The following is a 26,217-nucleotide window of genomic DNA, read 5'->3' as shown; positions in this document are numbered from 1 at the left end:
CTTTCTTGTATTGTCGCCGTGGCGAAGCGCTCGATAGGTTCAAGCCTTTCGCATCAATAATTACTCGCCTCCCGCGCAATTGAACTTACAAAGCTCAGCGTCGAAGTTCCGCTTCGGGCTGAAAACACTACAAAGCCACAGCCGCAAATCGCAGGATTAAAGTTTGTCGCGATAGTTGTGGGTGTCTGAGTCTGGTAGCGACATCCGCAAAGCAAACTCGAAAAATCGTTCATTCTTTGGTATCAGGCACACCCAATTTTTGCAGATCCTCTACCCACCGATTGAGATACGCCTCACTCTCGAATGGCGCATTCATCGCCTCTTGGATAGTGAATTCGGGATTGGCCGCTAGAAACTCATCGATAATAGTCTGCGCATCACTGGGAAGACCAAGGCGTAAAAGAATTGGCGCGTAGGTGCGTTTCAAGCCGTCGGGTATTTCGTTCATTTGTTCAACGGAAGCCTTTGCATCTTCATACTCCTCGGTGAAGTACTGAGCCCAACCCAGATTCCAAAGATACCAGTCTTGGTGATGTGGGTTCAGCCGGATCGCCAGTTTCATGCGCTCAACGGCTTCAGGCGCCTTGCCGCCATAGACGAGAGGGTCGATGGAATCTGCCAGAACGGATGCCGAATTTGGATTCAGAGCAATTGCTTTGTCGTAAAGCGAAGCAGCCCGCTCAAGGTTACCGCTTTGAGTGGTTGCATTGGCTAAGACCCAATGACCTTTGAAATTGAAGGGTTCCAGTTCAATGGCTTTCCGCGCCATCTCAAACGCGCGCTCCAGTGATTCCTCGCGCGTTAAAGAGTTCGTCCACCCCCAACGATACCCGTTAATATGTGCCCAAGCGTTTTCGACATACGCCCCGGCATAGTTCGGATCGAGAGCAATGGCTTTTGCGCTAAGCTCTTCCGCCCTTATGTTTCCTTCTTTTGTGAAGGTAAACCACTCCTCCTGCGCGCGTTTGCGCAATTCGTAAGCGCCAAGACTATCAGTAGGCTGATGCTTAAGACGGCTGTACTCTGCCAAATCGATATTCGTGGAGAGAAGCGAAGCTATGGTTCGCGTTATCTCATCCTGTACTGAAAATATGTCCTGTAGGTCTCGGTCATAGCTGTCTGCCCAGATATTCTGGCCCGTCGTCGCATCAATGAGTTGGGACGTCACGCGCAAACGCTCACCGGCAATTTGAACGCTCCCCTCAACAATATAGCGAACACCCAATTCTTCTGACACTTTCTGTATATCTGCCGGAGTGTCCTTATATGAAAATGTCGAATTTCGGGCGACTACGAAGAAGTCTGAAAAACGGGACAAGGCGGTCAAGATGTTCTCACTCAGTCCGTCGCTGAGGTAATCTTGGCTTGGGTCGTTGTTGAGATTGTCGAACGCCATGACCGCGATGGAGGGTTTGCCAGACAGGGCTGCGGCTTGTTCATCCGTGTCCGGGGATTGCACCACGGACCAAGGTTGAAGCCATGCCGCGACTACTAACGCCAGTACAATTGCGGTGCAACTAACCGTGGTTAGGCGATTTTTCCAAGGCTTGTTCGTAAGTGGCACGATAGGAGAAACGATGGCTTTCGCCTTTTTATCCATTGCAAGGCAGTAGATGTGAACGGGTTCGGAGATATTCTTGACCTCTCGCATCCCTAAATCTTCTATGGTGAGATCGAGTTTGGTATGGACCTGTTCGAAAACGCTAGCCGACATGTAGATGCCATCCGGGACAGCCAGGCTTTCAATGCGTGCGGCGACATTTACACCATCGCCGTAAATGTCATCCTGATCGACGACAATGTCGCCAACATTGAGACCGATTCGGTATCGCACCTGCGAATCTTGCGGCAGGTCCGCATTGACGACGCCTACATAGTGCTGCATGTCCAACGCACACAGAATGGCCTCAACTGCACTTGCGAACTCAAGAAGCAAGCCGTCGCCCATCAATTTGACGATGCGCCCATGTCGTGAAGCGACAATTGGTTCAAAAAATTGCTCGCGATGGGCTTTGACCCTTGCAAGTGTGCCGGCCTCGTCATTTTGAATAAGACGACTATAGCCAACCACATCGGCGGCAAGTATCGCTGCTAGACGTCTTTCCAACGACTGAACTCCCACAGTGGGCACCACGCTAAACGCAAAATTGCATCTAGGCCAGACGCGCTAGCCGAACACGCATTTTCAACAAAGCGATTGTTAAGTCTTTTTAAGGCATCGGCCGCGAAGCTGTGTCTGACAGCGAAGTGTAGTAGTTCATTGAATGCCCCCTTGAGGCTTCGACCGGTTATTGATGCAGAAGTAATGAAAGGCGGCAACGAGCCCAAAGCAAAGCTTCAATTCTTTGTCTCAGTACGTACTAAAACGTGCTCTCCTCACGCTCTGCGACAGGCTTTCAGGTACTTTCCTCTTTTGCGCGTTCGAAAAGACATTTGTAAACTGTTATAGTGCTTAGGTGACGAACCGGGAGAGTAGAATGGAACGACGTCTTGCCACTGTGCTTGCAACGGATGTTGTAGGATACTCAGCTCTGATGCAACGTTCTGAGGCGGATACAATTTCCCGCTTAAAACGGCTGCGAAAAATCGTAAAAGAGCTAGCGGATCACCATGGCGCTAGGGTAATAAGCTGGTTTGGCGATGGTGCGATAGCAGAGTTCAACAGTCCCGTTTCAGCTGTGCGCGGTGCCTTTGAGTTGCAGCGCGAACTCTCCGCCCCTCACAACGCTCAAGAAATCGGTCTTCAACTGCGTATTGGTATCCATCTCGCCGACGTGATTGTTGATGGGGAGGATTTACTAGGAGACGGCGTGAATATTGCTGCGAGGATTGAAGCGGAGGCCGAACCAGGAGGGGTTTGGGTTTCACAGGCCGTGTTCGAGCAGGCAAAACGCGGCGCGCAGGTAAGGTTCAAATCGCTTGGACCTCGAAAACTGAAGAATATCGAGGAGGTTGTTGAGCTTTACTCAATTGAGGGCGATTTGGGTCTGCACAGCTTCATGCGGACACAAGGTGTGCCCCAAACCCCGGATGCTGAACCTATGCAACGCGAAAACGGGGTGATCGTTCTGCCATTCCAAAATCGCAGTATGGATCAAGAACAGAGGTATTTTGCAGAGGGGTTGACTGAGGATTTAATCACTGAACTTTCTCGTTTCAAAGAGTTGTTCGTAATTTCGCGCAATACCAGCTTTTCGCTGGAAGAGCGTGAAGCTTCTCCGGAAATAGTCTGTAGCGAAACAGGTGTTCGTTACGCTGTCGAAGGTGGAGTGCGTGTCTTCGGTGGGCGCGTGAGGATTTCAGCACGTCTGTACGATGGTGTAAACGGTGCGCAGGTCTGGTCAGAGAACTACGATTGCAACTTAGAAGACCTGTTTGGTGTGCAGGATGATATGGTCGCCAAAATATCCGCGGCCGTCGCGGGCCGCGTTGAATTGGATGCCGAAAAATCCGCCAAAACAAAACCCACAAGTGACATGATCGCCTACGATTGCCTGAAGCGAGGACTTCACTATCACCGCATCGGTGGAGTTACCCGTGAGAATTCTGAAAAAGCTATTAAATGGCTGAAAAAAGCCTTGGAAAAAGACCCGAAACTGGGAAGGGCGCAAGCGTGGTTGGCTTGTGCCGTTGCGACGCGGGACGAATGGCTTGGAGTAAAAGACGACGATTTGTATTGGGAGATGGGGCGTCGCGCTTTGGAATTGGACGGCAACGATGCTGAGGTGCATCGGATCATGGGATCGTTGTCCCTTTACAAAGAAGACTTCGACAACGCGCTTTATCACTACACGCGCGCGCTCGAAATAACTCCAAACCACGCTTACATCGTTGCGCATGCGGGAAATGTCCATAACTATATTGGGGATGGCGAAACAGGGCTTGAATTTCAGCGACGTGCGGAGGCACTTGTTCCGTTTCTTCCGGAGTATTGCCGCGAAGTTGGTGTAATCGCGCATTATGTGCTGGGTAATTGGGAAGCTTGCTTTCAGGCAGCTACAGCGTTTCCTCGTATTACACGCCGGGCTGCGGCATACAGGGCCGCAGCTGCTTTACACTTGGATGATCCAACACGCTTGCATCGCGCTGTTCGACGTCTGGTCACTGTAGATTCAGATTTCGACGCAGAAGTTTTCGTTTCCGTTGAACGCTTTCAAGACAATCGGCGCAATGAGCAACTTCAAAAGGAGATGCGCCGGGTATCAGTGCTGATAAACAAAGTCTCATTGCTTGCTGTAGGCTGACGAGCAGATGGTAAATATCGGTATTAAATCTGTTTTGGAGCTACTCCCAAAAAAAATCGAGTATTCTGACATTTTTCTCCCCATGGAGGCTTTCTCCGCGAAAAAACATTCAACCTACTTGACCGTGCCGGGGAACCTTAAGCGACCGCTTCGGACCCATTTTGGATCTTGTAGTGGACAGGCCGACTCCGATTGATACTCTTCTCATACACACACGCAAAGGAACTTGGAAATGCATCCGACAGAAAAGATCGTTCGGCAATTCCACGAATCTTGGGATATGCGTGATCCCGAACGCGGTGTTACTGTTATTGCGAACGACTGCCAGTTCGAAGAGGTCCCACGAGGCGATAGCCAGATTGGGCCTGAGGGCTATCGAGTGGACTATGAACGCTGGCGACGCGGGTTCCCCGATGGAGAGGTCAAGGTCACAAATGTAGTAGTCGATGGCGACAGAGTTGTAGTCGAGTTTATCAATCGCGGAACCCATACTGGCCCTCTTGAATCTTCCCTTGGAGTGTTCGAGCCGACTGGTAGATGGCAAGAGATACGCTATTGCAGTGTGATGCGGGTAAAGGATGGCAAAGTTAAAGAAGGCAGAGATTATTTGGACGCTGCTTCTATCGCTCAGCAGCTAGGTCTCGTGTCATGATGACATATCTCAGGGCATATCGGCTATCTCGCTAGATTTCGTTGAACGTCGGCTTGGTCCGCAAAGCCAGAACTACAAAATCTAGGATTGAATGTCTGGTTTGGTCTGCCTCCAGTCACTTATTTGAACGGCCGCGAAAGGCGCCTCCGAGCCCAAAGCGGCGATATCCGCGCAATCTAAAGTCCAGACCCCGAAACCGGCGTACCGCTGATGAGCTCCCACAAAGTTGAGGCCAAGGTCTTCGCACAATTGAGTTCCAAGATCGTTCACTGAGATTGCCCCAATCTCACGAACAAAGATCTCCCTCTCCAGAAACTCTTCCAACTCTAAAACAAATTCTGAAAGGAGCAAGCGAGTTGCACCCTCATGACCACGCGCGACATAAATCGCTGGGCAATATGCAAAGTAGTCACCCGGTAGTAAAAGGCGTTTTAGAGGAGCCGGCGTAAGCTCCGCTGCATCAAACAGAAGGTCATAGAAACTCGTTTCGGGATCAGACTTTGGAAAAATCAATCCAATGTGTCCAACGATTTTCGACCCAAGTATTACATAGGGCCCTGACAAAAGGCGCGATTCTTGTTTATCATGCCTCACCTAGTCAGCGGTCGAAAAGCCACCGGGTAAGCCATCTTCGTCGTTCACCTCCATGCATGCAACGGCTTGTGTTACCGCCGATGAGGAGTCACCGAATTCGTTGATCACTTCCAGATTGTTTAATAAACGATAGGTAGACCTGAGTGTTGCGCTCGCCCGACCTCCCAATCCTCTCGGCAAGCGACCACATCCTCCAAGCTCCAACCGAGCTTTTCTTGCAGCTGGTACTCAAGGTCACCATGGATATACGACAGCGAGAGCTCATATTTGCCAATGGCGTCAACACTTACGTTGAGCTTCACCGCTAATTCTTCTTGAGTCACGCGGCCATGGCCAACGCTGTCTATTCGATGGTAGCGTAGTTTCTGAGCAAAAAGAGACGTCCAATTTTTTATTTTAGTCTTGGTAGCTGCTGGGTTCAACGATGCTAGCATGCCAAAAATCCACGCTCTTCCCAAGATTCTTACGGGTTTCTTACAGGTCTTTACGATTGTGGTCTGTGGGTTGCAGCCTCAGGCTCGGGCAGCTTGTGATTTGTCGAACTTTGTTTTGGAGAAAGACCATGCCCTACTGGAGGATACCATTTGCGTCGCTGCTCGGAATGCTATGCTTTCCGGGACCGCGTAGTCGAAAAGGTCGTGGACGACGAGCAAAAGTGGCAAGAAAATAGAGTATTATGAATGTCGATCATGAGATCGGGGCTCAACAAAATCGTTCAGCTTGCAATGCCCATTTGAAGCGCTTGGTCCACAGAATAGACATCCTTTGCGATTGAGCGAACGACCGCAATTACTCCGGAAGCAGACTCTGGGAACCCATCAATCGATTTATGAAGGGCAACCTTCGAAGTCGACGCACGGCGGATTTGATATCATTATGCCTCAACGAGGAAATGGGGGAATTCATGGTCGAGGCACGCAAAATTATCATAGTGCGGGAGCACATAAAGTTTGATGCATTCGGTGAGCCATGTGAGGAGGTGTGCCACGTTGCGACTGCCGCTGTTTTTCGAAACCCGATGGCTGGCCGTTTCGAAGCTGACCTCACGCCGCTTTTTGAGATCGGGGCTGAACTTGGGCAACAACTCGCTGAACAAGCCGTCTCGCAGCTTAAAGGAGCGCCAGTATCTCATGGGAAGGCCGCGATTGTTGGGGTTTCCGGAGATATGGAGCACGGTGGCGCAGTCATACATCCCATACTCGGCACTCCGATGCGAGCCGCCGCTAATGGGGGCGACGCTGTCATTCCATCCAACGTGAAAATTGGAGCGGCTGGAACTTCAATCGATTTGCTTCTTGGTCATAAGGGCGACCCCTTGTCCTTCGATCATTTCGACACAATGACGCTTTGTGTGCCGGATGGGCCGCGTCCCGAAGAAATAGTTATGTTTTTGGCATATGCTGATCGAGGTCGCCATATCCCTAGATGCGGAAGTGGGCCCATAAATACATAGAAGTTTTTTAGCCATTAACTTCCCATGAGTGGTCTTCGATTTGTCGGTGTAAGTGCGTGTACACAATGCTCACATTTAAATAAGAGGTATCAAAGCAATGCACCCCACGGAGAAAACAGTTCGGCAGTTTCACGAGTACTCGGATATGCGTGACCCCGACCTAGGTGCAGCTATAATTGCTGAGGATTGCGATTTTGAAGACATCTCGCGTGGCGAGAAGCTTCCCGGAAAGGAAGCATACAAAGCAGACTACCATCGCGGGCGCGAGGCTTTTCCTGATGGGCTGTGCAAGATTGAGAGTGTCGTGGTCAGCCAATGCAGCGAATGGGCTACTGTTGAGTTCCAAAACACGGGCACGCCCACTGGTGCGCTGCGCTCAAGCCTTGGAGATTTCACACCAACTGGAAGGCCGGCCGAAGTCCGCTATCGCTCGGTGATGCGTGTTAAGCACGGGGAGGTGGTTGAGGGAAATGACGACTATGACAGCGCCAACATTGCGCGACAACTTGGACTGGTCGAACAGGGCACTAAGTCGAGTGTCGGTTGAATCCACGTTCAAAGGTTTCTTGTTCGGATGACAGCTGTTTTCCGCAAATTAGACCTCTGCCAAAATTGAGCGAAATAACGGATCGAGTCCCTTAGCGGGCATTGGTTCTGATTCCGCTTAGCATGGTCAAATTTGCCTTTTTGAAACCAAGGTGCGACAGTTTTTGGGCAGCGGTTGGGGCTATCTACTATGATCTCGGATGTTTCTTTTGTCTCCGAAGTGTCTGACGTGACGGCATTCGAGGAGTTGTTGTTCGAATATTACCGCGTCGTCCTAAACTCGTTTGAAGCTGCCGGTGGACCAGTCCTGGCACCCGAAGATATTGTGCGCAGTTCTATCGACAATCTTGATGAAATGTTGCCACCAGATGGGCGTCTGGCGTTGGCTCGTGACCAAGATGGGCATCTGCTGGGATGCGGTGCAATGCGCCGGATTAGGCAGGACGCCGTCGAGATGAAACGCATGTTTGTCAGGCCCGAAGTACAGGGACAGGGACTTGGGAGACGTTTGTTCGAGATGCGATTAGCGGAAGCAAAGGCCATGGGGTGTCGAACGATTTACGTGGATACAGCAAGAGGCAATCGCTCGATGCTCTCAACGTACGAGAAACACGGCTTTCAATACACTCCGCGCTATACTGAAAACGCGAATCCCCCCGAGTTCGAACCCTATTTAGTCTATATGAAGTACGACTTGTAATCACCGGTTGACTTCCCTCGAACTCCGACCTTCTGGAGTGAAAGGTGCACTAACAGCGCTCTCATTTGCCGGCTTTCTAAGCCTTTCTGATCAGGTAAAGTGATGCTCTTTGGCTTAAGAAGTTTAGGCGCTTTTTGCATTGACCTGTTGCGATTCCGACCCACAATTTTGATGCAGATTTTTGGAGCATCCTGAGTGTTTGTGAGGACCACCGCCTTGTTGTTTTTTGCTGTGTCGACCCCGGCCACGGCATTGCAGCTTCGCGAAACAGGGCGTTATGAACTCAATCAACCCGCAAGTCTTGACTACGATCCGACGTTTTGTGGGTTGTGGATTGCGAACGAGGGGCCCGAGGCTATTCTCGTTACATTGCAAGGTGATGAGTTGCGCCGCATATCCAGCGATCTCTTCCGTATCAAAGCAATTGCTATCGAAGGGGATCACTTGTTGTTGGGCGACGGTCTCGGCAGCCTTCAACGTGTCACCAAAGATGGAGAGCCACTCGGAGCGCCTTTCAAACTGGACGGCGGATTCGCAGACACCGAGGGGATCGCGATCAATGCGGAGGGGCAGATCGTGACCGTAGAGGATGACCCCGAACGGTTGTCTTGGTTCACTTCAGAGGGTGCTTTGACGGCGAGGTTGGATACCATGAAGCTGTCTCCCCCCTTAAGTGAGGCACAGGGTATCGCCATTGACCCACGCACCGGCCACATGTTGATTGTTGATGACTGGGAAGGGTCAAACAGCTTGTATGAGTTCACGGCAGATGGCCAACTGCTCGCCCAGCAAAGCCTGTTGGAATTCGGAACTGACCCGGAAGGCATCGCCATTAGGCCGGGATCTAACCAACTGTTTGTAGCATTCGACGGCGGCGCGAAGATTGTGACATTTGACTACACGCCCACCTTGCCTGAAGGATCTCCGCCGCTTCCGCCGGGCGGAGATTGCATGATGTTTTGAAAATTTGGCTTCGTATTCTGGCCAATACTAGTTTTTGTCTAGTCCCGTTCGCTATCCAAAGCTTCGCGTATGAGCGTCAGATTCGGCAGCGAATTGTGAAATGGATCTGACCCGAGCTCGGACAAAGCTGGAGCCAGGGATTCCGACATCCGCTCGGTACAAGCTTTCAAAAACTCCGCGCCTTGTGGCGTGGAACGGGCTATTTTCGAACGCTTGTCATTAGGGTTGGTTTCAAGGGTAATCAGAGCATGGTTTTCAAGACTGGAGAGCATATGCGTCATCGACGTCTTGGGCACTTGAAAAGCGTTCGATAGCTGTAGTGGCGTTTCCCCCTCGGGGCGCCGGACCAGGTGACCCAATATGCCAAATTGGGTTGCGGTCATTCTGCCAGGTAAGAACGCCTCAAGCTTGGTCGAGATCAGCTGGTTGATGATCCCGACCTCGGTGAAGAACCGGTAGACTTCGTTGGTCTCATCTTCAGGCTTCATTCAGAATTCGTGTCTCCAGAGGCCAGCGGGGTGTGGCAATTGGTTCAGGTCCATACCCCAAACGCAGCAACATTTGCACCGTGTGGCCCGGTGACGCAAGAAGCTCATGCGCAAGAGCGTATTCATCGGCCATCTCGGGATATTCCTGAAGGGCCTGACTGACGGGATGCACACCCAGACCCATTTCAGTTGTCTTCAGGTAGAAACGCATCAATTGACGTCCGGCTTCGAGTTGATCGCTTCGCGTATTTGTAGCTGTCGTGAGGACTGCGTATTGCGGCGTCGCGTCTAGCATAGCGAAGTAGCCTCGCATGTGAGACTGAGTGCCTGGGTGATCAACATTCATAAGGGTTTCATTGTCCAATAGGCCGGTAAGTCGCAGCGTTTCCAGCATGGGATCGCGCAATTCAATCCCGTCCGGATTGGCGTTGATTTCTGCTTTCCCGATCCGCATGAGGTCTACGGATTCTTTCAGGGTCTGCGGTGTTCGCATTTCGATTTCGAAAGCGCGTTTCGTGAGGTCTCGAATACGCGCCACCAAATCTTCATCGGCAATCAAAGTTGCATAGTTGCCAAGCTTAGACACTTGATCGGCAGAAAGGCGCTGTTCAGTGTACGGTTCTTTGTTGGAATGCCGTTTGAGGATTTGATCTGAGAGTGGATCGGGCGCTCCGCCATGAACAAACACTGCTTCTGCGATAGGTCCGTCATCTCCATTTGGCAGAAGTTCGACCTCGGTATCAAATCCCTGTGCACCTGCCGCCAGAACCATCGTCTCAACAAATGCGCCGAGGCCAATAAAGAGCTGGCGGTGGTAAGGATCGGTTTCCGGAAGTTCGCGATCAGGATCACGGTGGATGCGCACTGTGTCTTGCCCAACCAACTCGACCAGCCAAGGTTGCAAGTTGTGTGGATTGGGGGCGAGAATTGCGTAGGACAAAGCAGCTTTGCGTGGGTCTTCATACGGTTTTGGCGTCCACGGAGCCAGCGCGTCATGCGGCGTGCGTGTAGCGAGGAACCCAACCGCGCCCGTTGCCGCCAGAATTGTGCCTCCGCCTAGAATCTTAAGAAAACGTCTTCGATTTGGCATCTTGAGTCTCCAATAGTGCGATATCGAACAAAATAATGCGAAATCGTACTAATTCAACCCCAATCGATGCATTGATTGGTTAAGTGATTTGAAAAAAGAAAAGCAGAACAGCCGGACGCAACTGCGGACTGCCGTGGCAAAGGCACGTGCTCGGCTTCAAGTTTAAAAAGACAACCGGTATTCTTGTGGTTTTGTCAGTCCTTTGATGATCGAGGGATCTCAAGTGTCCGCCGAGTAATTCAAAAATTTCAGCAAGAAGTGAGTCAAAATTGACAAGAAACTAGGTAAAAATTTGAAATAAAATCATTATTTTTTTTCCCGCTTGTTTAGGGTACAGGGGGTCGTAGGTTCGAATCCTGCCGCCCCGACCACTTCTTCACTTATGTTGGTGAACCACCCATCGCTTGGTAGAGCGCGCTCAGCGCTTTATCCAGCGTTTTGCTTTCAACAGGAACTTCGACAGTTGCGCCGCTTTTCTGCGGCACTTGAAAGAACAGCCGCGCATCCACGCGGTACCCGCCAGAGGTCTTGGTTGAGGTCATGCGCATGATGCTCTGCGGCAGATCCTCAGGCGAGCCATCATAGCTGAGAATCAAAAAGGCTGTGGTGTCCGGTGGTAGAAACTCGCGGCACTCATAAGAATTGGCGTCGATCTTCAGGAACGTCTCACCGGGGCCTTCGCAACTGGTCTGAAAGGTTTCGAACAACCTGTCGGGGTAGGCGCTGAATTGAGCGCTACGCGACGCCGTTGGCAATTCTTGCGCTGTGCAGGCCGCGATTAGGGCGCCTATCGGGGCGAGGTGAAGCAACTTCATCGTTTTGCCTGCTCTTTGTTCAATGGGTTGACGCAAGGATATGGCCGAAAGGCCACAACATGATTCCCTGCCAGCTTAGCCAGCACAGGTCTGGATGATCAAACCCGGATAACCATGCTGGTAAAAAAGGCAATTTCATCTGGCCGGTTTTGCGATCGGCGTCGTCTCGCCGTGGATCACTCTGTGGAGGAATCAGATCTCCGTGCACCCGACAAACAGGTCAACACAAAAGATTTCAAAAATGACTTAAAAAGGTCGTTGACCTGATATGCAAAGATACGCCAGATTGTATGGGCCGAATATGACGCCACTACATCTGGTATGAAAGCCGGAGAGGGCGCAGGGCAGGGACGGAACGCACACGAGTACATTTGTGCAACCGCAGCGGCGGTATCGCGCTCATACGGGCAGCGGTTGGTCCTTTGCGTCTGTCAAATTCGGCATTGCTGGTGGCTTTGCATTTCCCAAGCCGCAGCGAGGGTAGACGGACATTAAAAGGCGGCGGACATGAAGATTGAAAGAAAATTTACCAAATCAGGGCAGGATGCGTATGCGGACCTCGATTTCGTCTCGGCAACGTCCGAGATTCGAAACCCTGACGGCACAATTGTTTTTCGTCTGGACAATATCCAGGTCCCCTCAAGCTGGAGCCAGGTGGCCAGTGATGTCATCGCACAGAAATACTTCCGTAAGGCGGGCGTTCCCAGCAAGCTGAAGAAGGTCAAAGAAAAGGGCGTTCCTGAATTCCTGTGGCGCTCGGTCACGACTGACGATGCCGAGTTCGAAGGTGAGACATCTTCGAAACAGGTGTTTGACCGTTTGGCGGGCGCTTGGGCCTATTGGGGCTGGAAGGGCGGCTATTTCTCAACCGAGGAAGACGCGCGCGCTTACTTTGACGAGATGCGTTACATGCTGGCGACCCAGCGTGCCGCGCCGAACTCGCCTCAGTGGTTCAACACCGGTCTTCACTGGGCTTACGGGATCGACGGCCCGGCGCAGGGGCATCACTATGTCGACTACAAAACCGGCAAACTGACCAAATCGAAATCCGCTTACGAGCACCCGCAGCCGCATGCGTGCTTCATCCAGTCCGTCGATGATGATCTGGTGAACGAAGGCGGCATTATGGATCTGTGGGTGCGAGAGGCGCGCCTGTTCAAATATGGCTCGGGAACCGGCACCAATTTCAGCCATCTGCGTGCAGAAGGCGAAGCGTTGTCGGGTGGCGGCAAGTCCTCGGGCCTAATGGGCTTTCTCAAGATCGGCGACCGCGCCGCTGGCGCGATCAAATCAGGCGGGACAACCCGTCGAGCAGCAAAGATGGTGATCGTCGATGCGGATCACCCGGACATCGAGCAATTCATCGAATGGAAGGTGATCGAAGAGCAGAAGGTGGCCTCGATCGTTGCCGGATCGAAGATGCACGAGAAGATGCTGAACGGCATTTTCGAGGCCATCCGCAGCTGGGACGGTGCGCAGGACGATGCGTATGATCCCAACAAGAATGATAGTTTGAAGAATGCGGTTCGTGCGGCCAAAAAGGTCGCGATCCCCGAGACTTACATCAAGCGCGTGCTGGATTATGCGCGGCAGGGTCACGACAGCATCGAGTTCCCCACCTACGACACGGACTGGGATTCGGAGGCCTATAGCTCGGTCTCGGGTCAGAACTCGAACAACTCGATCCGCGTGACTAATGCGTTCCTGACCGCTGTTGAGAAAGACGCCGATTGGGAATTGATCAACCGGACCGACGGCAAGGTCGCCAAGACCGTAAAAGCACGCGATCTGTGGGAGAAAGTCGGTCACGCCGCTTGGGCCTGCGCCGATCCGGGCATCCAGTTCCATGACACGGTCAACGAGTGGCACACATGTCCCGAAGATGGTGAGATTCGCGGCTCAAACCCGTGTTCGGAATACATGTTCCTGGACGATACGGCCTGTAACCTCGCGTCGATGAACCTGCTGACATTCCTGAAGGATGGCGAGTTCCAAGCGGCTGATTACATGCATGCGGCGCGCCTGTGGACCCTGACGTTGGAAATCTCGGTGACCATGGCGCAGTTCCCATCGAAGGAAATCGCCAAACTCTCCTATGATTTCCGCACCTTGGGTCTGGGTTACGCCAATATCGGCGGGCTGCTGATGAACATGGGCTACAGCTACGACTCGGACGAGGGTCGGTCGATCTGTGGCGCGCTGACTGCAATAATGACCGGTGTGGCTTATGCGACCTCTGCCGAGATCGCCGGAGAGTTGGGGCCGTTCAAAGGTTATGAGCGCAACGCGGACCACATGCTGCGCGTAATCCGCAACCACCGCCGTGCTGCGCAGGGCGTGGCTAATGGATATGAGAAACTGGCTGTGAAGCCGGTGCCTCTGGATCACGGAAATTGCCCGGACAAGCGTCTGGTCGATTTGGCCATGTCGGCTTGGGACGAGGCGCTGAGCCTTGGTGAACAAAACGGCTATCGCAATGCGCAGGCCACCGTGATCGCGCCCACCGGCACCATCGGTCTGGTAATGGATTGTGACACCACAGGGATCGAGCCGGATTTTGCTCTGGTAAAGTTCAAGAAGCTCGCGGGTGGCGGTTACTTCAAGATCATCAACCGCTCGGTGCCGTCGGCGCTAGAGAAGCTGGGCTATTCCTCGTCTCAGATCGAAGAGATTGTGGGCTATGCGGTTGGCCACGGCACCATCGGCAACGCGCCGGGGATCAATCACACCTCGCTGACCGGCCACGGCTTCGGCCCGAATGAGCTGGCCAAGGTGGATGCCGCGCTGGAAAGCGCCTTCGACATCCGGTTCGTCTTCAACCAGTGGACACTAGGCGAGGATTTCTGCACCGGCGTGTTGGGCATTCCGGCGACCAAGCTGAACGACCCAACCTTCGACCTGCTGCGCCATTTGGGCTTTACCAAGTCCGATATCGACGCAGCGAACGACCACGTCTGCGGAACCATGACGCTGGAAGGCGCGCCGCATCTGAAGGAAGAGCACTATTCGATCTTCGACTGCGCCAACCCGTGCGGCAAGAAAGGCAAGCGTTTCCTAGGGGTTGACAGCCATATCACTATGATGGCGGCGGCGCAGAGCTTCATCTCGGGCGCGATCTCGAAGACGATCAACATGCCGAATGACGCGACCATTGAGGATTGCCAGAAGGCATACGAACTCAGCTGGTCGCTGGGTGTGAAGGCCAACGCGCTCTATCGTGACGGCTCGAAACTGTCGCAGCCTTTGGCGGCGGCGCTGGTCGAAGATGACGACGAAGCTGCGGAAGTGCTGGAAAGCGGCTCGACGCAGGAAAAAGCCGTCGTTCTGGCCGAAAAGGTGATCGAGAAGGTTGTGGTTAAGGAAATGATCCGCAGCCATCGCGAGAAACTGCCGCATCGCCGCAAGGGCTATACCCAGAAGGCGATCGTTGGTGGCCACAAGGTCTATCTGCGGACCGGTGAGTTCGAAGACGGCAAGCTGGGCGAGATCTTCATCGACATGCACAAGGAAGGCGCTGGCTTCCGGGCGATGATGAACAACTTTGCCATCGCGGTCTCGGTCGGCCTGCAATACGGTGTACCTCTCGAGGAATTCGTCGACGCCTTTACCTTCACCAAGTTCGAACCGGCTGGGATGGTGCAGGGCAACGACTCGATCAAGAACGCGACGTCGATCCTGGACTACATCTTCCGTGAACTGGCCGTGTCTTATCTGGACCGCACTGATCTGGCCCATGTGAAACCCGAAGGCGCGAGCTTCGATGATCTGGGTCGTGGCGAGGAAGAAGGTGTCTCGAATGTTTCCGAGATCAGTGACAGCGCGGCGTCCAAGTCTTTGGAAGTGCTGAAGCAAATCAGCTCGACCGGGTATCTGCGGAAACGCTTGCCGCAGGATCTGGCGATGTTCAATCCGCAAGCCGAGCTCAACGGAATGTCCGAACCGGCAGCCGCATTTGAAGCGTCGGCGGAAACGGCCGTGGCGATCGGCATGGACGCACGGACCAAAGCCAAGATGCAGGGCTATGAGGGAGACCCCTGCGGCGAATGCGGAAACTACACGCTGGTGCGCAACGGCACCTGCATGAAGTGCAACACCTGCGGCGCGACAAGCGGGTGTAGCTGAGTTTAGCGCCCCGGCAACCCGGGGTGCAGGGGTCGGTCGCTGCCTTATGTACCGGCCCCGACGAATACGGAGCGTGGCGCTGAGACTTACCATCAAAGCCATGTTCCACTCGGCCGACATGCCCGTGTTGGCCGGGAACAGGGTGGGGCGGAATATTGCTCCCTCCCACTCTTTCACGGGGCGGGTGCGCTCGCCCCATGCGCAGTCCAGGCCGCAGGCAAAAAAAATACCGGGCGGTCAACGAAATGAGCCTGGAAGGCGAAACTGACAGGGGGCTTCGGCCCCCTTTCTTTTTGTCCAACGACCGGCCGCTAAGCTGAGTTTTGCCAGATCACCTCAAAACCGTCGGGCAAGTTCTGCCGAGGCGCGATGGGGGATTTTTGCCCGGCAACAAGCCGCAGAGGCGACTCGGTCAAACACGCGGAGATTGGCGCGAAGTGGCATCGATCTCGCTATGCGGGTGACGTTGGCCCAATCCTGAGGTTTCTTGCGCTCGTCCGGACGCAAAATCCAAATATTCACTCAGGAGGCAAACTTATGACACCGAAATATCTGACCGCTCTCGCGGCTGTAGCACTCGCACTGCCCACTCTGGCCACTGCGCAATCGGCAGCCGACGCAAATGGAGACGGCGTGCTGACCATCGAAGAGGTTCAAGCGGTCGTGCCCGAGGTTAACGCCGACACGTTCTCGGCCATGGATGCAAATGGGGATGGCGCGCTTGATGCGGATGAAATCGCCATCGCGCAAGAAGCCGGTTTGCTGCCCCCAAGCAACGGCTAATCGTTGAGAAAATTTAACGGCCCGAGTAAAATCGGGCCGCTTTTCATCGCCTTACAACGGTAAGTGAATGTTGAACTTGGCGCGAATTTCAGCGTCCAGCAGAGGGTCGAAATTCGCTGCAGACGGGCTGGAGAGGATTTCGTTTTTCCGCGCGATTGCCTTTTCGATCAGGTCAGGCTTGTCCAATTCGGCCCATTCCTTGGGTGAGGTGCGGTCGCCGAACGTTGGATAAACATAATCCGCCTGCATCCGGCTGAGCGTCGCATCCGTACCGAGATAGTGGCCGGGGCCGCCCATGCACACCTCAGCAATCTGATCCAGCGCTAGAGTTTCGTCCGAAACTTCGATCCCACGCACACAGCGCTGCGCCTGTCCGATGAGGTCATCGCCCAGGATCAGGCTCTCTAGGCAGAACCCGAGAAGAGACGCGTGCATACCGGCAGCCTCGTAGATCATATTGGCGCCGGATAGGCCGGTCATGACGTTTGAACACATCTGCTCCCACCCAGCCTGCATGTCGGGCAGTTTCGAATCTGACGCTCCGGCGGCGGTTCCGCCCGGAAGGTTGTAAAAATTGTGCATCTGCGCGCATCCCGCGCTCAGTAGAGCCTGTTCGCCCGATCCCACGGACATCGCCCCGGTGCGCAGATCCAGACCGAATGGCCATGTGCCAAAGACGGCGGGTGCGCCAGGCACCACGGCGTTTACATAGACAAGACCGGCCAGGCATTCCGCGGTCGCTTGAGTGATGGCTCCTGCGATGGTCGACGGTGCGGTTGCGCCGGCCATGCCAGCAGACAGCAACAGGACCGGCATCCCGGCTTTGATGACCGCTTCCATGACTTCGCAGCTTTCGGTTGCGAATTTCATAGGTGGCACGACAAAGCAGTTCGAGTTCGAGATGAAAGGACGTTCACGCCATTTTTCCTCACCGCCGGCGATCATGTGGATCATCTCCATCGCCGGGGCGACGTGGCTGGGTTCGGTAAAGGAGGTGCCGATATGTTTAAAGGTACCTGCGCATGCCGCGTAGATCGTGTTCAAGTCCATCTCGAGGTTGTCGGCGATGTCGCGGCACACCATGGGGCGCTGAACGAAGTGGATATTGTCCAGCTGCTCGCAGATGCGAGAGGCATCGTGCAGGTCCTGTACGGTCGAGTCGCGGTAGTTTTGCCCATCCACGTCGACCATGCTGACCGCGGCACCTGCCGTGCCGTAATGAACCTTCGTCCCACTCAGCTCCAGATCGGTCTTGCCGTTTCGACTATACAAAGTGACCGAGCGGTTTGCTTTGGCGATGGTGTCTTCGACCAATGCCCGAGGGAAACGAATGCGCCCGTCTTCACCAAGACTGCACCCAGCGCCCACCAGATAGTCGATCCCGCTTTGCGGAGCGTCCGCCAGCCCGATGGTTTCCAGAGCCTGAAGCGCCGCTTCGTGAATACGCTCCATCTGTGCTTGGGTCAGAGGCTTGTAGGTGCCGCCCTCCATCCCCGGGCGGACCGGGCGCAGGTGGTCGGGTAGGGCTGCGGCGCGGGCAGCGCGACGCGCTGCGCGTCCGCCAGTTCTTGCAGAGCTGCGAGTTTGTTCGTTCATTGTGGTTATCCGGTTATTCAGGTGATTGAGATTGCGATCAAAATCAGACCTGTACTGGACGTCCCCGTGCCGCACGCCCACGATCCGCGCCAATCGTGCGGCTGATCAGACGTATTTTCCAAACTTCGTTGTGCATTCAGTTCCTCGGACTTGCTGCACCATCCTGAGCAGCGGTAGATTTAAGTCTGTTCTGTTTGCGACCTCACTGTCAATTATGTTGCTTTCCCGGTCGCATGACGTTTGCCCATTGTCTTTTCCACAGGACTGCTTTTATTGTGTCCGAACGGGCATGGCGATTTTGACGCCCCTAAGTCCCGCTTTTTTGAGTTTCGCTGCTGCGCCGCATGTGATGATCTATCTTTCACGGCACGGCAGACCGATTGTGCCCCTGTCGGGGCAATGGAGTGCCTGAGCCCGGAAAATTCCGGGCGAAAGGAATAAATGGGCAGGCAGCGACCAAGATCGCGCCTGTCGGAGAAGAACCGCGATGACGCGCGCGCAACGTTTGAGAGACCGGGCAGGGGGCCACAGCGCCAGACCCTGCCGCGCGCCGTCCTATATCGCCCGTACAAGACACCTCCCCAAAAGTGCCTGTCCGCCTGGATGGGTCAGGACAACGCGTTTGGCGCGGTGCATCAAGGACACATGGCTAAGAAAATGCTTATCGATGCCACCCACGCCGAGGAAACTCGGGTTGTGGTGGTTGACGGAAACAAGGTCGAGGAGTTCGATTTTGAATCCGAAAACAAACGCCAGCTTGCTGGCAATATCTATCTAGCAAAAGTTACCCGGGTCGAACCGTCTCTGCAGGCGGCATTCGTGGACTATGGCGGCAATCGCCATGGTTTCTTGGCGTTTTCGGAAATTCATCCCGACTATTATCAGATCCCCGTCGCCGACCGTGAGGCGCTGATGGAGGAAGAGCGCGCCTATGCCGAGGCGATGAAGGCGCGTGATGAGGCCGAGGAAGCCAAGCCCAAGAAACGCCGCTCGCGGTCGCGCAGCAAGGCAGTAGACGTCAAGTCGAACGATCCGGTCGAGACATTGGATGTCACGTCCGAGCCGACGGGTATGGAGACCATTGATCTCGACGACAGCGAAGAGAGTGATGGTCTGACAGTGCCCGAGGGGACCTCTCCGATGGAGACGGTTGCCGAGACGCCGGTGGAAGAACCTTCTGAGGATGAAGCGTCTGAGAGCACTGACGCGCCGACCGCAGAAGAAGAGACTGCTGAGGTCGAGACCGTTGAGGCGACCTCTGATGAGCAGGCTGAAACCGACGCGGAAGCGCAGCCCGAAGCTACTGCTGATGCGGAAGAAGCAGAGGCTGACTCCGAGGAAACCGCGCAGGCTGCGCCTGAGGCAGAAACCACTGAGACAGAGCCTGCCGAAGGTGACGACTCAGACGACGAAGAGAAAAAGCCTGATGCGACTGCCAAGGATGATTCGATTGAATCGGTTGCGGACGAAGACGACAGCGAGGATATTCGCCCTCCGCGCAAGCCGCGCCCGCGTCGTTACAAGATCCAGGAAGTGATCAAAGTGCGCCAGGTTCTGCTGGTGCAGGTCGTCAAGGAAGAGCGGGGCAACAAGGGTGCCGCGCTGACCACCTATCTCTCGCTGGCCGGTCGTTACTGCGTCCTGATGCCCAACACAGCGCGTGGCGGCGGCATCAGCCGCAAGATCACCAATGCGCCCGACCGCAAGAAGCTGAAGGAAATCGCAGCCGAGATCGACGTGCCAACTGGCGCGGGCCTGATCATTCGGACTGCTGGCGCCAAACGCACGAAATCCGAGATCAAGCGCGACTATGAATACCTGCAGCGCATGTGGGAGCAGATTCGCGAGCTGACGCTGAAGTCCATTGCGCCCGCAAAAATCTATGAGGAAGGCGACCTGATCAAACGGTCGATCCGTGACCTCTATAACCGCGACATCGACGAGGTTCTGGTCGAAGGCGAGGGCGGTTACCGCATCGCCAAGGACTTCATGAAGATGATCATGCCGTCGCACGCCAAGAACGTGAAACGGTATGAGGACGCGCTGCCGCTGTTCGCGCGCTATCAGGTGGAAAGCTATCTGGCGGGGATGTTCAACCCGACCGTGCAGCTGAAATCCGGTGGCTATATCGTGATTGGCGTGACCGAAGCGCTGGTGGCGATCGACGTGAACTCGGGCCGGGCGACCAAGGAGGGCTCGATCGAGGAAACCGCGCTCAAGACCAACCTTGAGGCCGCCGAGGAAGTGGCACGTCAGTTGCGTCTGCGTGACCTTGCCGGTCTGATCGTCATCGACTTCATCGATATGGACGAGCGCAAGAACAACACGGCGGTCGAAAAACGCCTGAAGGACAAGCTGAAAACCGACCGCGCGCGTATTCAGGTGGGCCGTATCTCGGGCTTTGGCCTGTTGGAGATGAGCCGCCAGCGCCTGCGCCCCGGTATGCTTGAGGCGACGACTCAGCCATGCCCGGCCTGTCATGGCACCGGTCTGATCCGCTCGGACGACAACATGGCGCTTTCGATCCTGCGCCAGATCGAAGAAGAAGGCACCCGCCGCCGCTCACGCGAGGTTCTGGTGCGCTGCCCGGTCAGCATTGCCAATTTCCTGATGAACCAGAAACGCGAACATATCGCCCAGATCGAGGCGCGTTATGGTCTGTCCGTGCGCGTCGAAGGCGACATGCATCTGGTCAGCCCCGATTTCTCGCTGGAGAAGTTCAAGACCGCCAGCCGGATCGTGCCCGAAGCGACCGCGCCGGTGGTTTCGGTCGATGCGTCGCTGATGGACCTGGTCGACGCAACCGAAGAGGAAGAGGTCGAAGAAGAGGCGGTTCAGTCCGAAGAAGAATCCAAGCCCAAGCGCAAGCGTCGTCGTCGTCGCCGCAAGAAGGGTGGCAACGATCAGCAAGAGGCTGAGGCATCGGAAGCGGCTGAAGACTCGGCTGCCGAGGTTCCCTCGGACGAAGCCAAGGCTGAAGGCGTTCCTGAGGCATCGGACGAGGACGAAAAGCCCGCCAAGCCCAAGCGCCGCCGTGCGCCGCGTCGCAAGAAGAAAGACGTTGAAGCCGAAGCGCAGGATGCCCTCGAACAGGAGGCAGAGGCCAAGGAAGACGCCCCAGTGGAAGCAGCCGATGTGGTTGCTGAGACTGAGACGGCTGCGGAACAGGTGGAAGAGGCTCCTGCGGACGTCGCTGAGGTTGCAGAAGCCGAACCAGAACCGGCGCAAGAAGCCGAAGAACCTGCTGAGGCTGTTGAAACGGCAGAGCCTACTGAGGCGGTGGAAGCAGACGCACCAGTCGAAGCTCAACCGGCTGAGGAGCCCGCTCCGGTCGAAGAGGTCGCCGAGGTTGAAGCCGCACCCGCAGTGGAGGAAACCCCAACCGAACCCGTTCTGGAAACGGTTTCGGAAGAGCCGGAACAACCGGCAGAGCCGCCCAAGCCAAAACGGCGCGGTTGGTGGTCGCTGGGAAGCTAAAATGAAAAGGCGGGCTTGAGGCCCGCCTTTTTCGTTTGATAGTTTGGGCTTAGCCCGCTTTCTGGATCAGATACACCTGATGGCCGTTCTCTTCCCCTTGCGACAGTAGCGTGTGGCCGCTCTCCGCGCAAAAATGCGGGACATCAACTATCGCCGCAGGATCATCTGCCAGCACGCGCAACACGGCACCATCGGGCAAAGACTTCAACCTTTTGCGCGCTTTCAACACGGGCAAAGGGCACAGCAGACCCACGGCATCGAGAGTTTCAGTAGGATTAGACATAAGGCTCAGATATTTCGCCCAAGGCGCAGTGTCCAGCGCGCAACCACGAGGATGTGACTTAATAGCCCCGTGACGAAGCCGCCTCCATACCATATGTGCTGAAACATGTTCGGAATAGATATCATCGACGCGGGTCTGCTGCCTGCTATGTTCATCGCCCTGATCGGCGGTTTGATCAGCTTTCTGTCGCCCTGTGTGCTGCCCATCGTGCCGCCGTATCTGGCGTACATGAGCGGCGTCAGCATCAACGAAATGCAGGATCAGGCCCGCGCCCGGCGCAAGGCGACTTTGACCGCCTTGTTCTTCGTTCTGGGGCTGTCGACCGTGTTCCTGCTGCTTGGCTTTACCGCCTCGGCCTTCGGGGCGTTTGTTCTGAAAAATCAGGTGCTTTTCGCCAAGCTCTCGGGTGCGGTGGTGATTGTCTTTGGTCTGCACTTCCTGAACGTGTTCCGCATCCCTTTACTTGACCGCGAAGCGCGGGTTGAAACCGGAGACTCCGGCGGTACGGTCTTTGGCGCCTATATTCTGGGTCTCGCTTTTGCCTTTGGCTGGACGCCGTGTATTGGCCCTCAGTTGGGTGCAATCCTGTCGCTGGCCGCGTCCGAGGCATCGGTCGCTCGCGGCACTTTGTTGCTGGGTGTCTATGCGGCGGGTCTGGGCATCCCGTTCCTGCTGGCCGCGATGTTCCTGAATCGCTCGATGGGCGTCATGAACCGGATAAAACCCTATATGGGCACGATCGAGAAGGTCATGGGCGGGCTTCTTCTGTTCGTGGGCATCATGCTGATTACCGGCCTCTTCACTGAATTCAGCTGGTGGCTGCTGGAAACCTTCCCAGCGCTGGCAGTTCTGGGCTGATCCACCTTACCTTGGCCGCAATGCTGCGTTAACCTGCGCAGCAAAAGGTAAGGCCATGAGCAGTCAGACAAATCAGCCACAGCTGCGCAGGCGGCATGTGTTCTACATTCCCGGCTACGACCCGATCCCTGCGCGGCGCTACCGCGAGCTGTATCGGACTGAGTCGCAAGCGCAGGCTGTGATCTCGGGTTATAAGGTCACGCTCGCGCCTAAGATGGGCGATGGCCCGTTTGGCTGGCATGTTTCATCTGTTCAGGATGGGGTTGAGGTTCAAACAGATGTCGAGGTTCTGGTCTGGTCCGATATCGTGCAGGACAGCATGTCGGGCTCGATTCTGGGGACCTACCGGCAGCTTGGTCGCACGGCATGGACCTATATCTCATCGGGTACGTTAAGAAGGTTGCGGCAGCTCAGAAAAGGCCCGGTGATTGCCGCGCTCTATCCGGTGGGGATGTTGCTGTTGCAACTTCTCGCCGCCGTTTTTGTTGTGATCCTTGCGGTTGGTCTTGCTGGATGGTGGGGGCTGCTGCCGGGTTTGGCTGTGGCCTACGGCCTTCTGCGATGGTTCCGCAAAATCGACAATCGGCTTTTCGCCTATTACCTGATGCATGATTACGCATACTCGGCGCAATTACAGGGGGAAACGCCGGGCAAACTCCGGCACCGCCTGGAGGAATTTGCGGATTTGATTGCGGCCGCGCTAGAGACGGATGTGGATGAGGTTCTGGTCGTCGGCCATAGCTCGGGCGCGCATCTTGGCGTTTCAGTTCTGGCGGATGTTTTGCGCAGACAGACCGCAGGTGGGCCAGCACTGTCGTTTCTGACACTCGGGCAAGTGGTGCCGATGGTCTCGTTCCTGCCCAAGGCACAGAAACTCAGGTCGGATCTTCAGTTCCTGTCTACGCAAGCGACTTTGACATGGGTGGATGTCTCAGCACCGGGGGATGGCTGTTCTTTCGCCCTATGTGATCCGGTCGCCGTTAGCGGTGTCGCGGGTCCCGCCAAGAAATGGCCTTTGGTCCTGTCCGCCGCCTTTACACAGACGCTCTCGCCCGAGCGATGGAAAGCCCTGCGGTGGAAGTTCTTCCGGCTGCATTTTCAATACCTCTGCGCCTTTGATCGACCGGGAACCTATGATTATTTTCGCATCACGGCGGGACCTCTGACACTGGCGGAACGGTTTAAGGACCGCGCGCCGTCGAACAGCCGGATCGAGACGCCTGTTTCCAAACACACGGATACGAGCCGATGAAGCCGCCCAAGCCGCAGTCTCGCCCGGATCGAGTCTCTCTCTGGCGCTATCTAAAATTGTTTCGGCAGGACCTGTTGTCGGCGCAGCCTCAACGCCTCTATCGCGCGTGGATGGCCGAGTTTCGCACGCCGTTCTTCCGGTCCTACATGATCAATCAACCGGATTTGGTGGATGAGGTCCTCAAGAAACGCCCGGATGATTTTCCGAAATCCCATCGTATCAGTGAAGGGCTGCGGCCATTGCTGGGGGAGTCCGTGTTTCTGACCAACGGCGCGGTATGGAAACGTCAGCGCCGTATTATTGACCCCGCATTTGAGGGCGGACGGCTCAAGGATACATTCCCTGCCATGCGCGCGGCCGCTGATGCTTGTGTGGATCGGCTGCGCCCTTTGACGGGATCGCAAGTCGAGTGCGAACAGATAACCAGCCATGCTGCCGCCGATGTGATTTTCCGAACTCTGTTTTCCGTGCCTATCGAACACGAAATCGCCGCACAGGTATTTGACAGGTTCCGAGCGTATCAGCGCGAGCAGCCTTTGTTGAACCTAGCCGCTTTTGTGCCGCTCCCGCGTTGGTTGCCCCGGTTTCATTCTCGAAAGACGCGTGGGACAGCGCTAGAGATCCGCGCCCTGATTGCCAAACTTACGAAAGATCGGGCTGCGGCGATTGCTGCGGATCGCGCGCCTGATGATCTGGCAACCAAGATCATGACGACACCTGACCCGGAAACCGGCAAGTGTTTTGAGCCGGAGGAGATGGTCGATCAGGTAGCGATCTTTTTTCTGGCCGGACATGAAACCAGCGCCTCGGCCCTGGCCTGGACGCTCTACCTGATGGCGCTCTATCCCGAGTGGCAGGAGAAACTGGCCTCGGAAGCGCAGGCGCTTGAGGATCGTTCTTTCGCGGCGATGTCCAAGCTGAAACTCAGCCGCGACGTGTTCCGCGAGGCCCTCAGGCTCTATCCGCCGGTGCCGATGATGGTCCGGCAGGCCAGTTGCCCCGATAGGTTTCGCAACAGAGACATTCCAAAAGGGTCGCAGATCGTGATTAGCCCTTGGCATCTGCATCGGCAGGAGCGGCTGTGGGACAACCCGGATGACTTCGATCCCAATCGCTGGGGCACGGAAAACGGCAAAACCTGTCAACGCGAAGCCTACATTCCCTTCTCGACAGGCCCTCGCGTTTGTCCTGGGGCCGGGTTTGCGATGGTCGAGGGGCCCTTGATCCTGTCCACACTGCTGCGACATTTCAGATTCGAAACAATCCCGGACAAAACGCCCGTTCCGGTGGCTCATCTGACGGTCAGATCGCAGGATGGTATATGGTTGCGCGTGGTTGAGCGCTAACAAACTACCATCACCCATAACTGTGCTGTATGCGGTGAAGGAAATCGGAATCAGTCTTGAACGGGAAAATACTATGTCCAAAGCAGAACAGCGCGCGCAGATGTCAGATGGAGCAGGCTTTATTGCAGCACTGGATCAAAGCGGCGGATCAACCCCGAAAGCTCTGGCGCTCTACGGTGTGGATGCTGCGCAATACGCCTCGGAAGAGGAGATGTTCGGCGAAATCCAGAACATGCGCGCGCGGATCATCCTGGCGGATGATTTCACCAAGGACAAAGTGATCGGCGCGATCCTGTTCGAACGCACCCTTGGCGAAGAGATCGAAGGTCGCAAGGTGGCCGATTACCTATGGTCCGTAAAAGGGATCGTTCCGTTCCTGAAAATCGACAAGGGTCTGGAAGACACTTCGAACGGTGTTCAGATGATGAAGCCCATCCCGGGGCTGGCCGAGACACTGGCCCAAACGGAAGGCGTGTTTGGCACCAAGGAACGCTCGGTCATTCATGAAGCCAACGCGGAAGGCATCGCCGCCGTTGTTGCCCAGCAATTCGACGTGGCCCGCGTTGTGACCGACGCTGGCATGGTGCCGATTGTCGAGCCCGAGGTGAACATCAACTCGGAAACCAAACCCGAGGCCGAGGACATCCTGAAAGCCGAAATCCTGAAAAACCTCGACCAACTGGCCGAAGGGCAGGAGGTCATGCTGAAGCTGACCATCCCAAGCTCTGCGAACCTCTATGACGAAGTGGCCGATCACCCGCGTGTTCTGCGCGTAGTGGCCCTGTCAGGTGGTTACTCGACCGAGCAGGCCTGTGATCTGCTGGGGCAAAACGGCAAAATGATCGCGTCCTTCTCGCGCGCGCTGACCGAGGGGCTTTCGAAACAGCAATCGGATGCAGAATTCAACGCCGCCCTCGGCAGCAATATCGACAAGATCTTCAAAGCGTCCGCGTGA

21 protein-coding genes are annotated in these 26,217 nt (G+C 55.2%); 13 read left to right on the top strand and 8 right to left on the bottom strand.

Going from position 1 to position 26,217, the window contains the following annotated elements; translation table 11 throughout:
- Nucleotides 1-229: 229 nt before the first annotated feature.
- Complete coding sequence (locus tag ACR0JF_RS01395; protein ID WP_170659623.1) at nucleotides 230-2,107, bottom strand: adenylate/guanylate cyclase domain-containing protein; 1,878 nt, start codon at nucleotides 2,105-2,107, stop codon at nucleotides 230-232.
- A gap of 370 nt (nucleotides 2,108-2,477) precedes the next feature.
- Here ACR0JF_RS01395 and ACR0JF_RS01390 point away from each other — a divergent pair, with 370 nt between their 5' ends.
- A complete protein-coding gene (locus tag ACR0JF_RS01390; RefSeq protein WP_480668860.1) occupies nucleotides 2,478-4,244 on the top strand; it encodes an adenylate/guanylate cyclase domain-containing protein in 1,767 nt (588 codons plus the stop codon).
- A 232-nt stretch (nucleotides 4,245-4,476) separates the two neighbouring features.
- Nucleotides 4,477-4,896 (top strand): ester cyclase, encoded by a 420-nt coding sequence (locus ACR0JF_RS01385; protein ID WP_170659621.1) that lies wholly within the window; start codon nucleotides 4,477-4,479, stop codon nucleotides 4,894-4,896.
- Nucleotides 4,897-4,977: 81 nt separating this feature from the next.
- Here ACR0JF_RS01385 and ACR0JF_RS01380 read toward each other — a convergent pair whose 3' ends face one another.
- Entirely contained in the window at nucleotides 4,978-5,409 is a 432-nt protein-coding gene (locus ACR0JF_RS01380; protein WP_170659620.1) for a hypothetical protein, read from the bottom strand.
- 200 nt (nucleotides 5,410-5,609) lie between these two features.
- On the bottom strand, nucleotides 5,610-5,924 hold the full coding sequence (locus ACR0JF_RS01375) for a hypothetical protein (protein WP_480668859.1): 315 nt from the start codon (nucleotides 5,922-5,924) through the stop codon (nucleotides 5,610-5,612).
- Between the two features lie 470 nt (nucleotides 5,925-6,394).
- Here ACR0JF_RS01375 and ACR0JF_RS01370 point away from each other — a divergent pair, with 470 nt between their 5' ends.
- The 4 genes from ACR0JF_RS01370 (at nucleotide 6,395) to ACR0JF_RS01355 (ending at nucleotide 9,152) form a co-directional block, all read left to right on the top strand.
- Nucleotides 6,395-6,943, top strand: a complete 549-nt coding sequence (locus ACR0JF_RS01370) for an amino acid synthesis family protein (RefSeq protein ID WP_170659779.1) — start codon at nucleotides 6,395-6,397, stop codon at nucleotides 6,941-6,943.
- Nucleotides 6,944-7,040: 97 nt separating this feature from the next.
- Nucleotides 7,041-7,490: an ester cyclase gene (locus ACR0JF_RS01365; protein WP_480668858.1), complete on the top strand. Its 450-nt coding sequence runs from the start codon at nucleotides 7,041-7,043 to the stop codon at nucleotides 7,488-7,490.
- 189 nt (nucleotides 7,491-7,679) lie between these two features.
- Nucleotides 7,680-8,189 carry a GNAT family N-acetyltransferase gene (locus ACR0JF_RS01360; RefSeq protein WP_170659617.1) on the top strand — a complete coding sequence of 170 codons (510 nt, stop codon included), beginning with the start codon at nucleotides 7,680-7,682 and terminating at the stop codon, nucleotides 8,187-8,189.
- Nucleotides 8,190-8,405: 216 nt separating this feature from the next.
- Nucleotides 8,406-9,152: a hypothetical protein gene (locus tag ACR0JF_RS01355; protein ID WP_480668857.1), complete on the top strand. Its 747-nt coding sequence runs from the start codon at nucleotides 8,406-8,408 to the stop codon at nucleotides 9,150-9,152.
- Nucleotides 9,153-9,190: 38 nt separating this feature from the next.
- On the opposite strand, the gene ACR0JF_RS01350 is transcribed toward ACR0JF_RS01355, so the two are convergent.
- From ACR0JF_RS01350 to ACR0JF_RS01340, 3 genes are all read right to left on the bottom strand, one after another.
- Nucleotides 9,191-9,640 carry a MarR family winged helix-turn-helix transcriptional regulator gene (locus tag ACR0JF_RS01350; RefSeq protein WP_480668856.1) on the bottom strand — a complete coding sequence of 150 codons (450 nt, stop codon included), beginning with the start codon at nucleotides 9,638-9,640 and terminating at the stop codon, nucleotides 9,191-9,193.
- Entirely contained in the window at nucleotides 9,630-10,730 is a 1,101-nt protein-coding gene (locus tag ACR0JF_RS01345) for an Acg family FMN-binding oxidoreductase (RefSeq protein WP_170659615.1), read from the bottom strand. Before ACR0JF_RS01345 ends, ACR0JF_RS01350 begins: the two co-directional genes overlap by 11 nt.
- A 380-nt stretch (nucleotides 10,731-11,110) precedes the next feature.
- A complete protein-coding gene (locus ACR0JF_RS01340) occupies nucleotides 11,111-11,545 on the bottom strand; it encodes a hypothetical protein (protein ID WP_170548518.1) in 435 nt (144 codons plus the stop codon).
- A gap of 507 nt (nucleotides 11,546-12,052) precedes the next feature.
- Here ACR0JF_RS01340 and ACR0JF_RS01335 point away from each other — a divergent pair.
- On the top strand, nucleotides 12,053-15,667 hold the full coding sequence (locus ACR0JF_RS01335) for a vitamin B12-dependent ribonucleotide reductase (RefSeq protein ID WP_480668855.1): 3,615 nt from the start codon (nucleotides 12,053-12,055) through the stop codon (nucleotides 15,665-15,667).
- Nucleotides 15,668-16,204: 537 nt separating this feature from the next.
- A complete protein-coding gene (locus tag ACR0JF_RS01330) occupies nucleotides 16,205-16,450 on the top strand; it encodes an EF-hand domain-containing protein (RefSeq protein WP_170638644.1) in 246 nt (81 codons plus the stop codon).
- Nucleotides 16,451-16,501: 51 nt separating this feature from the next.
- Here the strand turns inward: ACR0JF_RS01330 and ACR0JF_RS01325 are convergent, their stop codons facing one another.
- Nucleotides 16,502-18,046: a trimethylamine methyltransferase family protein gene (locus ACR0JF_RS01325; protein WP_170659613.1), complete on the bottom strand. Its 1,545-nt coding sequence runs from the start codon at nucleotides 18,044-18,046 to the stop codon at nucleotides 16,502-16,504.
- Between the two features lie 645 nt (nucleotides 18,047-18,691).
- On the opposite strand from ACR0JF_RS01325, the gene ACR0JF_RS01320 reads away from it, so the two are divergent.
- The gene (locus tag ACR0JF_RS01320) at nucleotides 18,692-21,523 is read left to right on the top strand and encodes a ribonuclease E/G (protein ID WP_170659612.1); all 2,832 of its coding nucleotides are present in this window, start codon (nucleotides 18,692-18,694) and stop codon (nucleotides 21,521-21,523) included.
- Nucleotides 21,524-21,572: 49 nt separating this feature from the next.
- Here the strand turns inward: ACR0JF_RS01320 and ACR0JF_RS01315 are convergent, their stop codons facing one another.
- The gene (locus ACR0JF_RS01315; RefSeq protein WP_170659611.1) at nucleotides 21,573-21,806 is read right to left on the bottom strand and encodes a sulfurtransferase TusA family protein; all 234 of its coding nucleotides are present in this window, start codon (nucleotides 21,804-21,806) and stop codon (nucleotides 21,573-21,575) included.
- Between the two features lie 105 nt (nucleotides 21,807-21,911).
- Between ACR0JF_RS01315 and ACR0JF_RS01310 the strand changes: the two genes are divergently transcribed.
- From ACR0JF_RS01310 to ACR0JF_RS01295, 4 genes are all read left to right on the top strand, one after another.
- Complete coding sequence (locus tag ACR0JF_RS01310; protein WP_170458345.1) at nucleotides 21,912-22,664, top strand: cytochrome c biogenesis protein CcdA; 753 nt, start codon at nucleotides 21,912-21,914, stop codon at nucleotides 22,662-22,664.
- A 55-nt stretch (nucleotides 22,665-22,719) separates the two neighbouring features.
- On the top strand, nucleotides 22,720-23,916 hold the full coding sequence (locus ACR0JF_RS01305) for a hypothetical protein (RefSeq protein ID WP_170659610.1): 1,197 nt from the start codon (nucleotides 22,720-22,722) through the stop codon (nucleotides 23,914-23,916).
- Nucleotides 23,913-25,262, top strand: coding sequence for a cytochrome P450 (locus ACR0JF_RS01300; RefSeq protein ID WP_170659609.1), 1,350 nt, complete (start codon nucleotides 23,913-23,915; stop codon nucleotides 25,260-25,262). The genes ACR0JF_RS01305 and ACR0JF_RS01300 overlap by 4 nt, the downstream gene beginning before the upstream one ends.
- 73 nt (nucleotides 25,263-25,335) lie before the next feature.
- A complete protein-coding gene (locus ACR0JF_RS01295) occupies nucleotides 25,336-26,217 on the top strand; it encodes a fructose bisphosphate aldolase (RefSeq protein WP_170659608.1) in 882 nt (293 codons plus the stop codon).

The sequence above is a fragment of the Ruegeria sp. BG11 genome (genome assembly GCF_056538565.1).
This window is presented reverse-complemented; position numbering and strand designations above follow the sequence as displayed.

Coding starts and splice junctions, on each gene's coding strand:
- ACR0JF_RS01315 (WP_170659611.1), bottom strand. CDS start 21,806: ATGTCTAATCCTACTGAAACTCTCGATGCCGTGGGTCTGCTGTGCCCT.
- ACR0JF_RS01345 (WP_170659615.1), bottom strand. CDS start 10,730: ATGCCAAATCGAAGACGTTTTCTTAAGATTCTAGGCGGAGGCACAATT.
- ACR0JF_RS01370 (WP_170659779.1), top strand. CDS start 6,395: ATGGTCGAGGCACGCAAAATTATCATAGTGCGGGAGCACATAAAGTTT.
- ACR0JF_RS01335 (WP_480668855.1), top strand. CDS start 12,053: ATGAAGATTGAAAGAAAATTTACCAAATCAGGGCAGGATGCGTATGCG.
- ACR0JF_RS01325 (WP_170659613.1), bottom strand. CDS start 18,046: ATGAACGAACAAACTCGCAGCTCTGCAAGAACTGGCGGACGCGCAGCG.
- ACR0JF_RS01375 (WP_480668859.1), bottom strand. CDS start 5,924: ATGCTAGCATCGTTGAACCCAGCAGCTACCAAGACTAAAATAAAAAAT.
- ACR0JF_RS01305 (WP_170659610.1), top strand. CDS start 22,720: ATGAGCAGTCAGACAAATCAGCCACAGCTGCGCAGGCGGCATGTGTTC.
- ACR0JF_RS01295 (WP_170659608.1), top strand. CDS start 25,336: ATGTCCAAAGCAGAACAGCGCGCGCAGATGTCAGATGGAGCAGGCTTT.
- ACR0JF_RS01350 (WP_480668856.1), bottom strand. CDS start 9,640: ATGAAGCCTGAAGATGAGACCAACGAAGTCTACCGGTTCTTCACCGAG.
- ACR0JF_RS01310 (WP_170458345.1), top strand. CDS start 21,912: ATGTTCGGAATAGATATCATCGACGCGGGTCTGCTGCCTGCTATGTTC.
- ACR0JF_RS01365 (WP_480668858.1), top strand. CDS start 7,041: ATGCACCCCACGGAGAAAACAGTTCGGCAGTTTCACGAGTACTCGGAT.
- ACR0JF_RS01330 (WP_170638644.1), top strand. CDS start 16,205: ATGACACCGAAATATCTGACCGCTCTCGCGGCTGTAGCACTCGCACTG.
- ACR0JF_RS01385 (WP_170659621.1), top strand. CDS start 4,477: ATGCATCCGACAGAAAAGATCGTTCGGCAATTCCACGAATCTTGGGAT.
- ACR0JF_RS01300 (WP_170659609.1), top strand. CDS start 23,913: ATGAAGCCGCCCAAGCCGCAGTCTCGCCCGGATCGAGTCTCTCTCTGG.
- ACR0JF_RS01320 (WP_170659612.1), top strand. CDS start 18,692: ATGGCTAAGAAAATGCTTATCGATGCCACCCACGCCGAGGAAACTCGG.
- ACR0JF_RS01340 (WP_170548518.1), bottom strand. CDS start 11,545: ATGAAGTTGCTTCACCTCGCCCCGATAGGCGCCCTAATCGCGGCCTGC.
- ACR0JF_RS01360 (WP_170659617.1), top strand. CDS start 7,680: ATGATCTCGGATGTTTCTTTTGTCTCCGAAGTGTCTGACGTGACGGCA.
- ACR0JF_RS01390 (WP_480668860.1), top strand. CDS start 2,478: ATGGAACGACGTCTTGCCACTGTGCTTGCAACGGATGTTGTAGGATAC.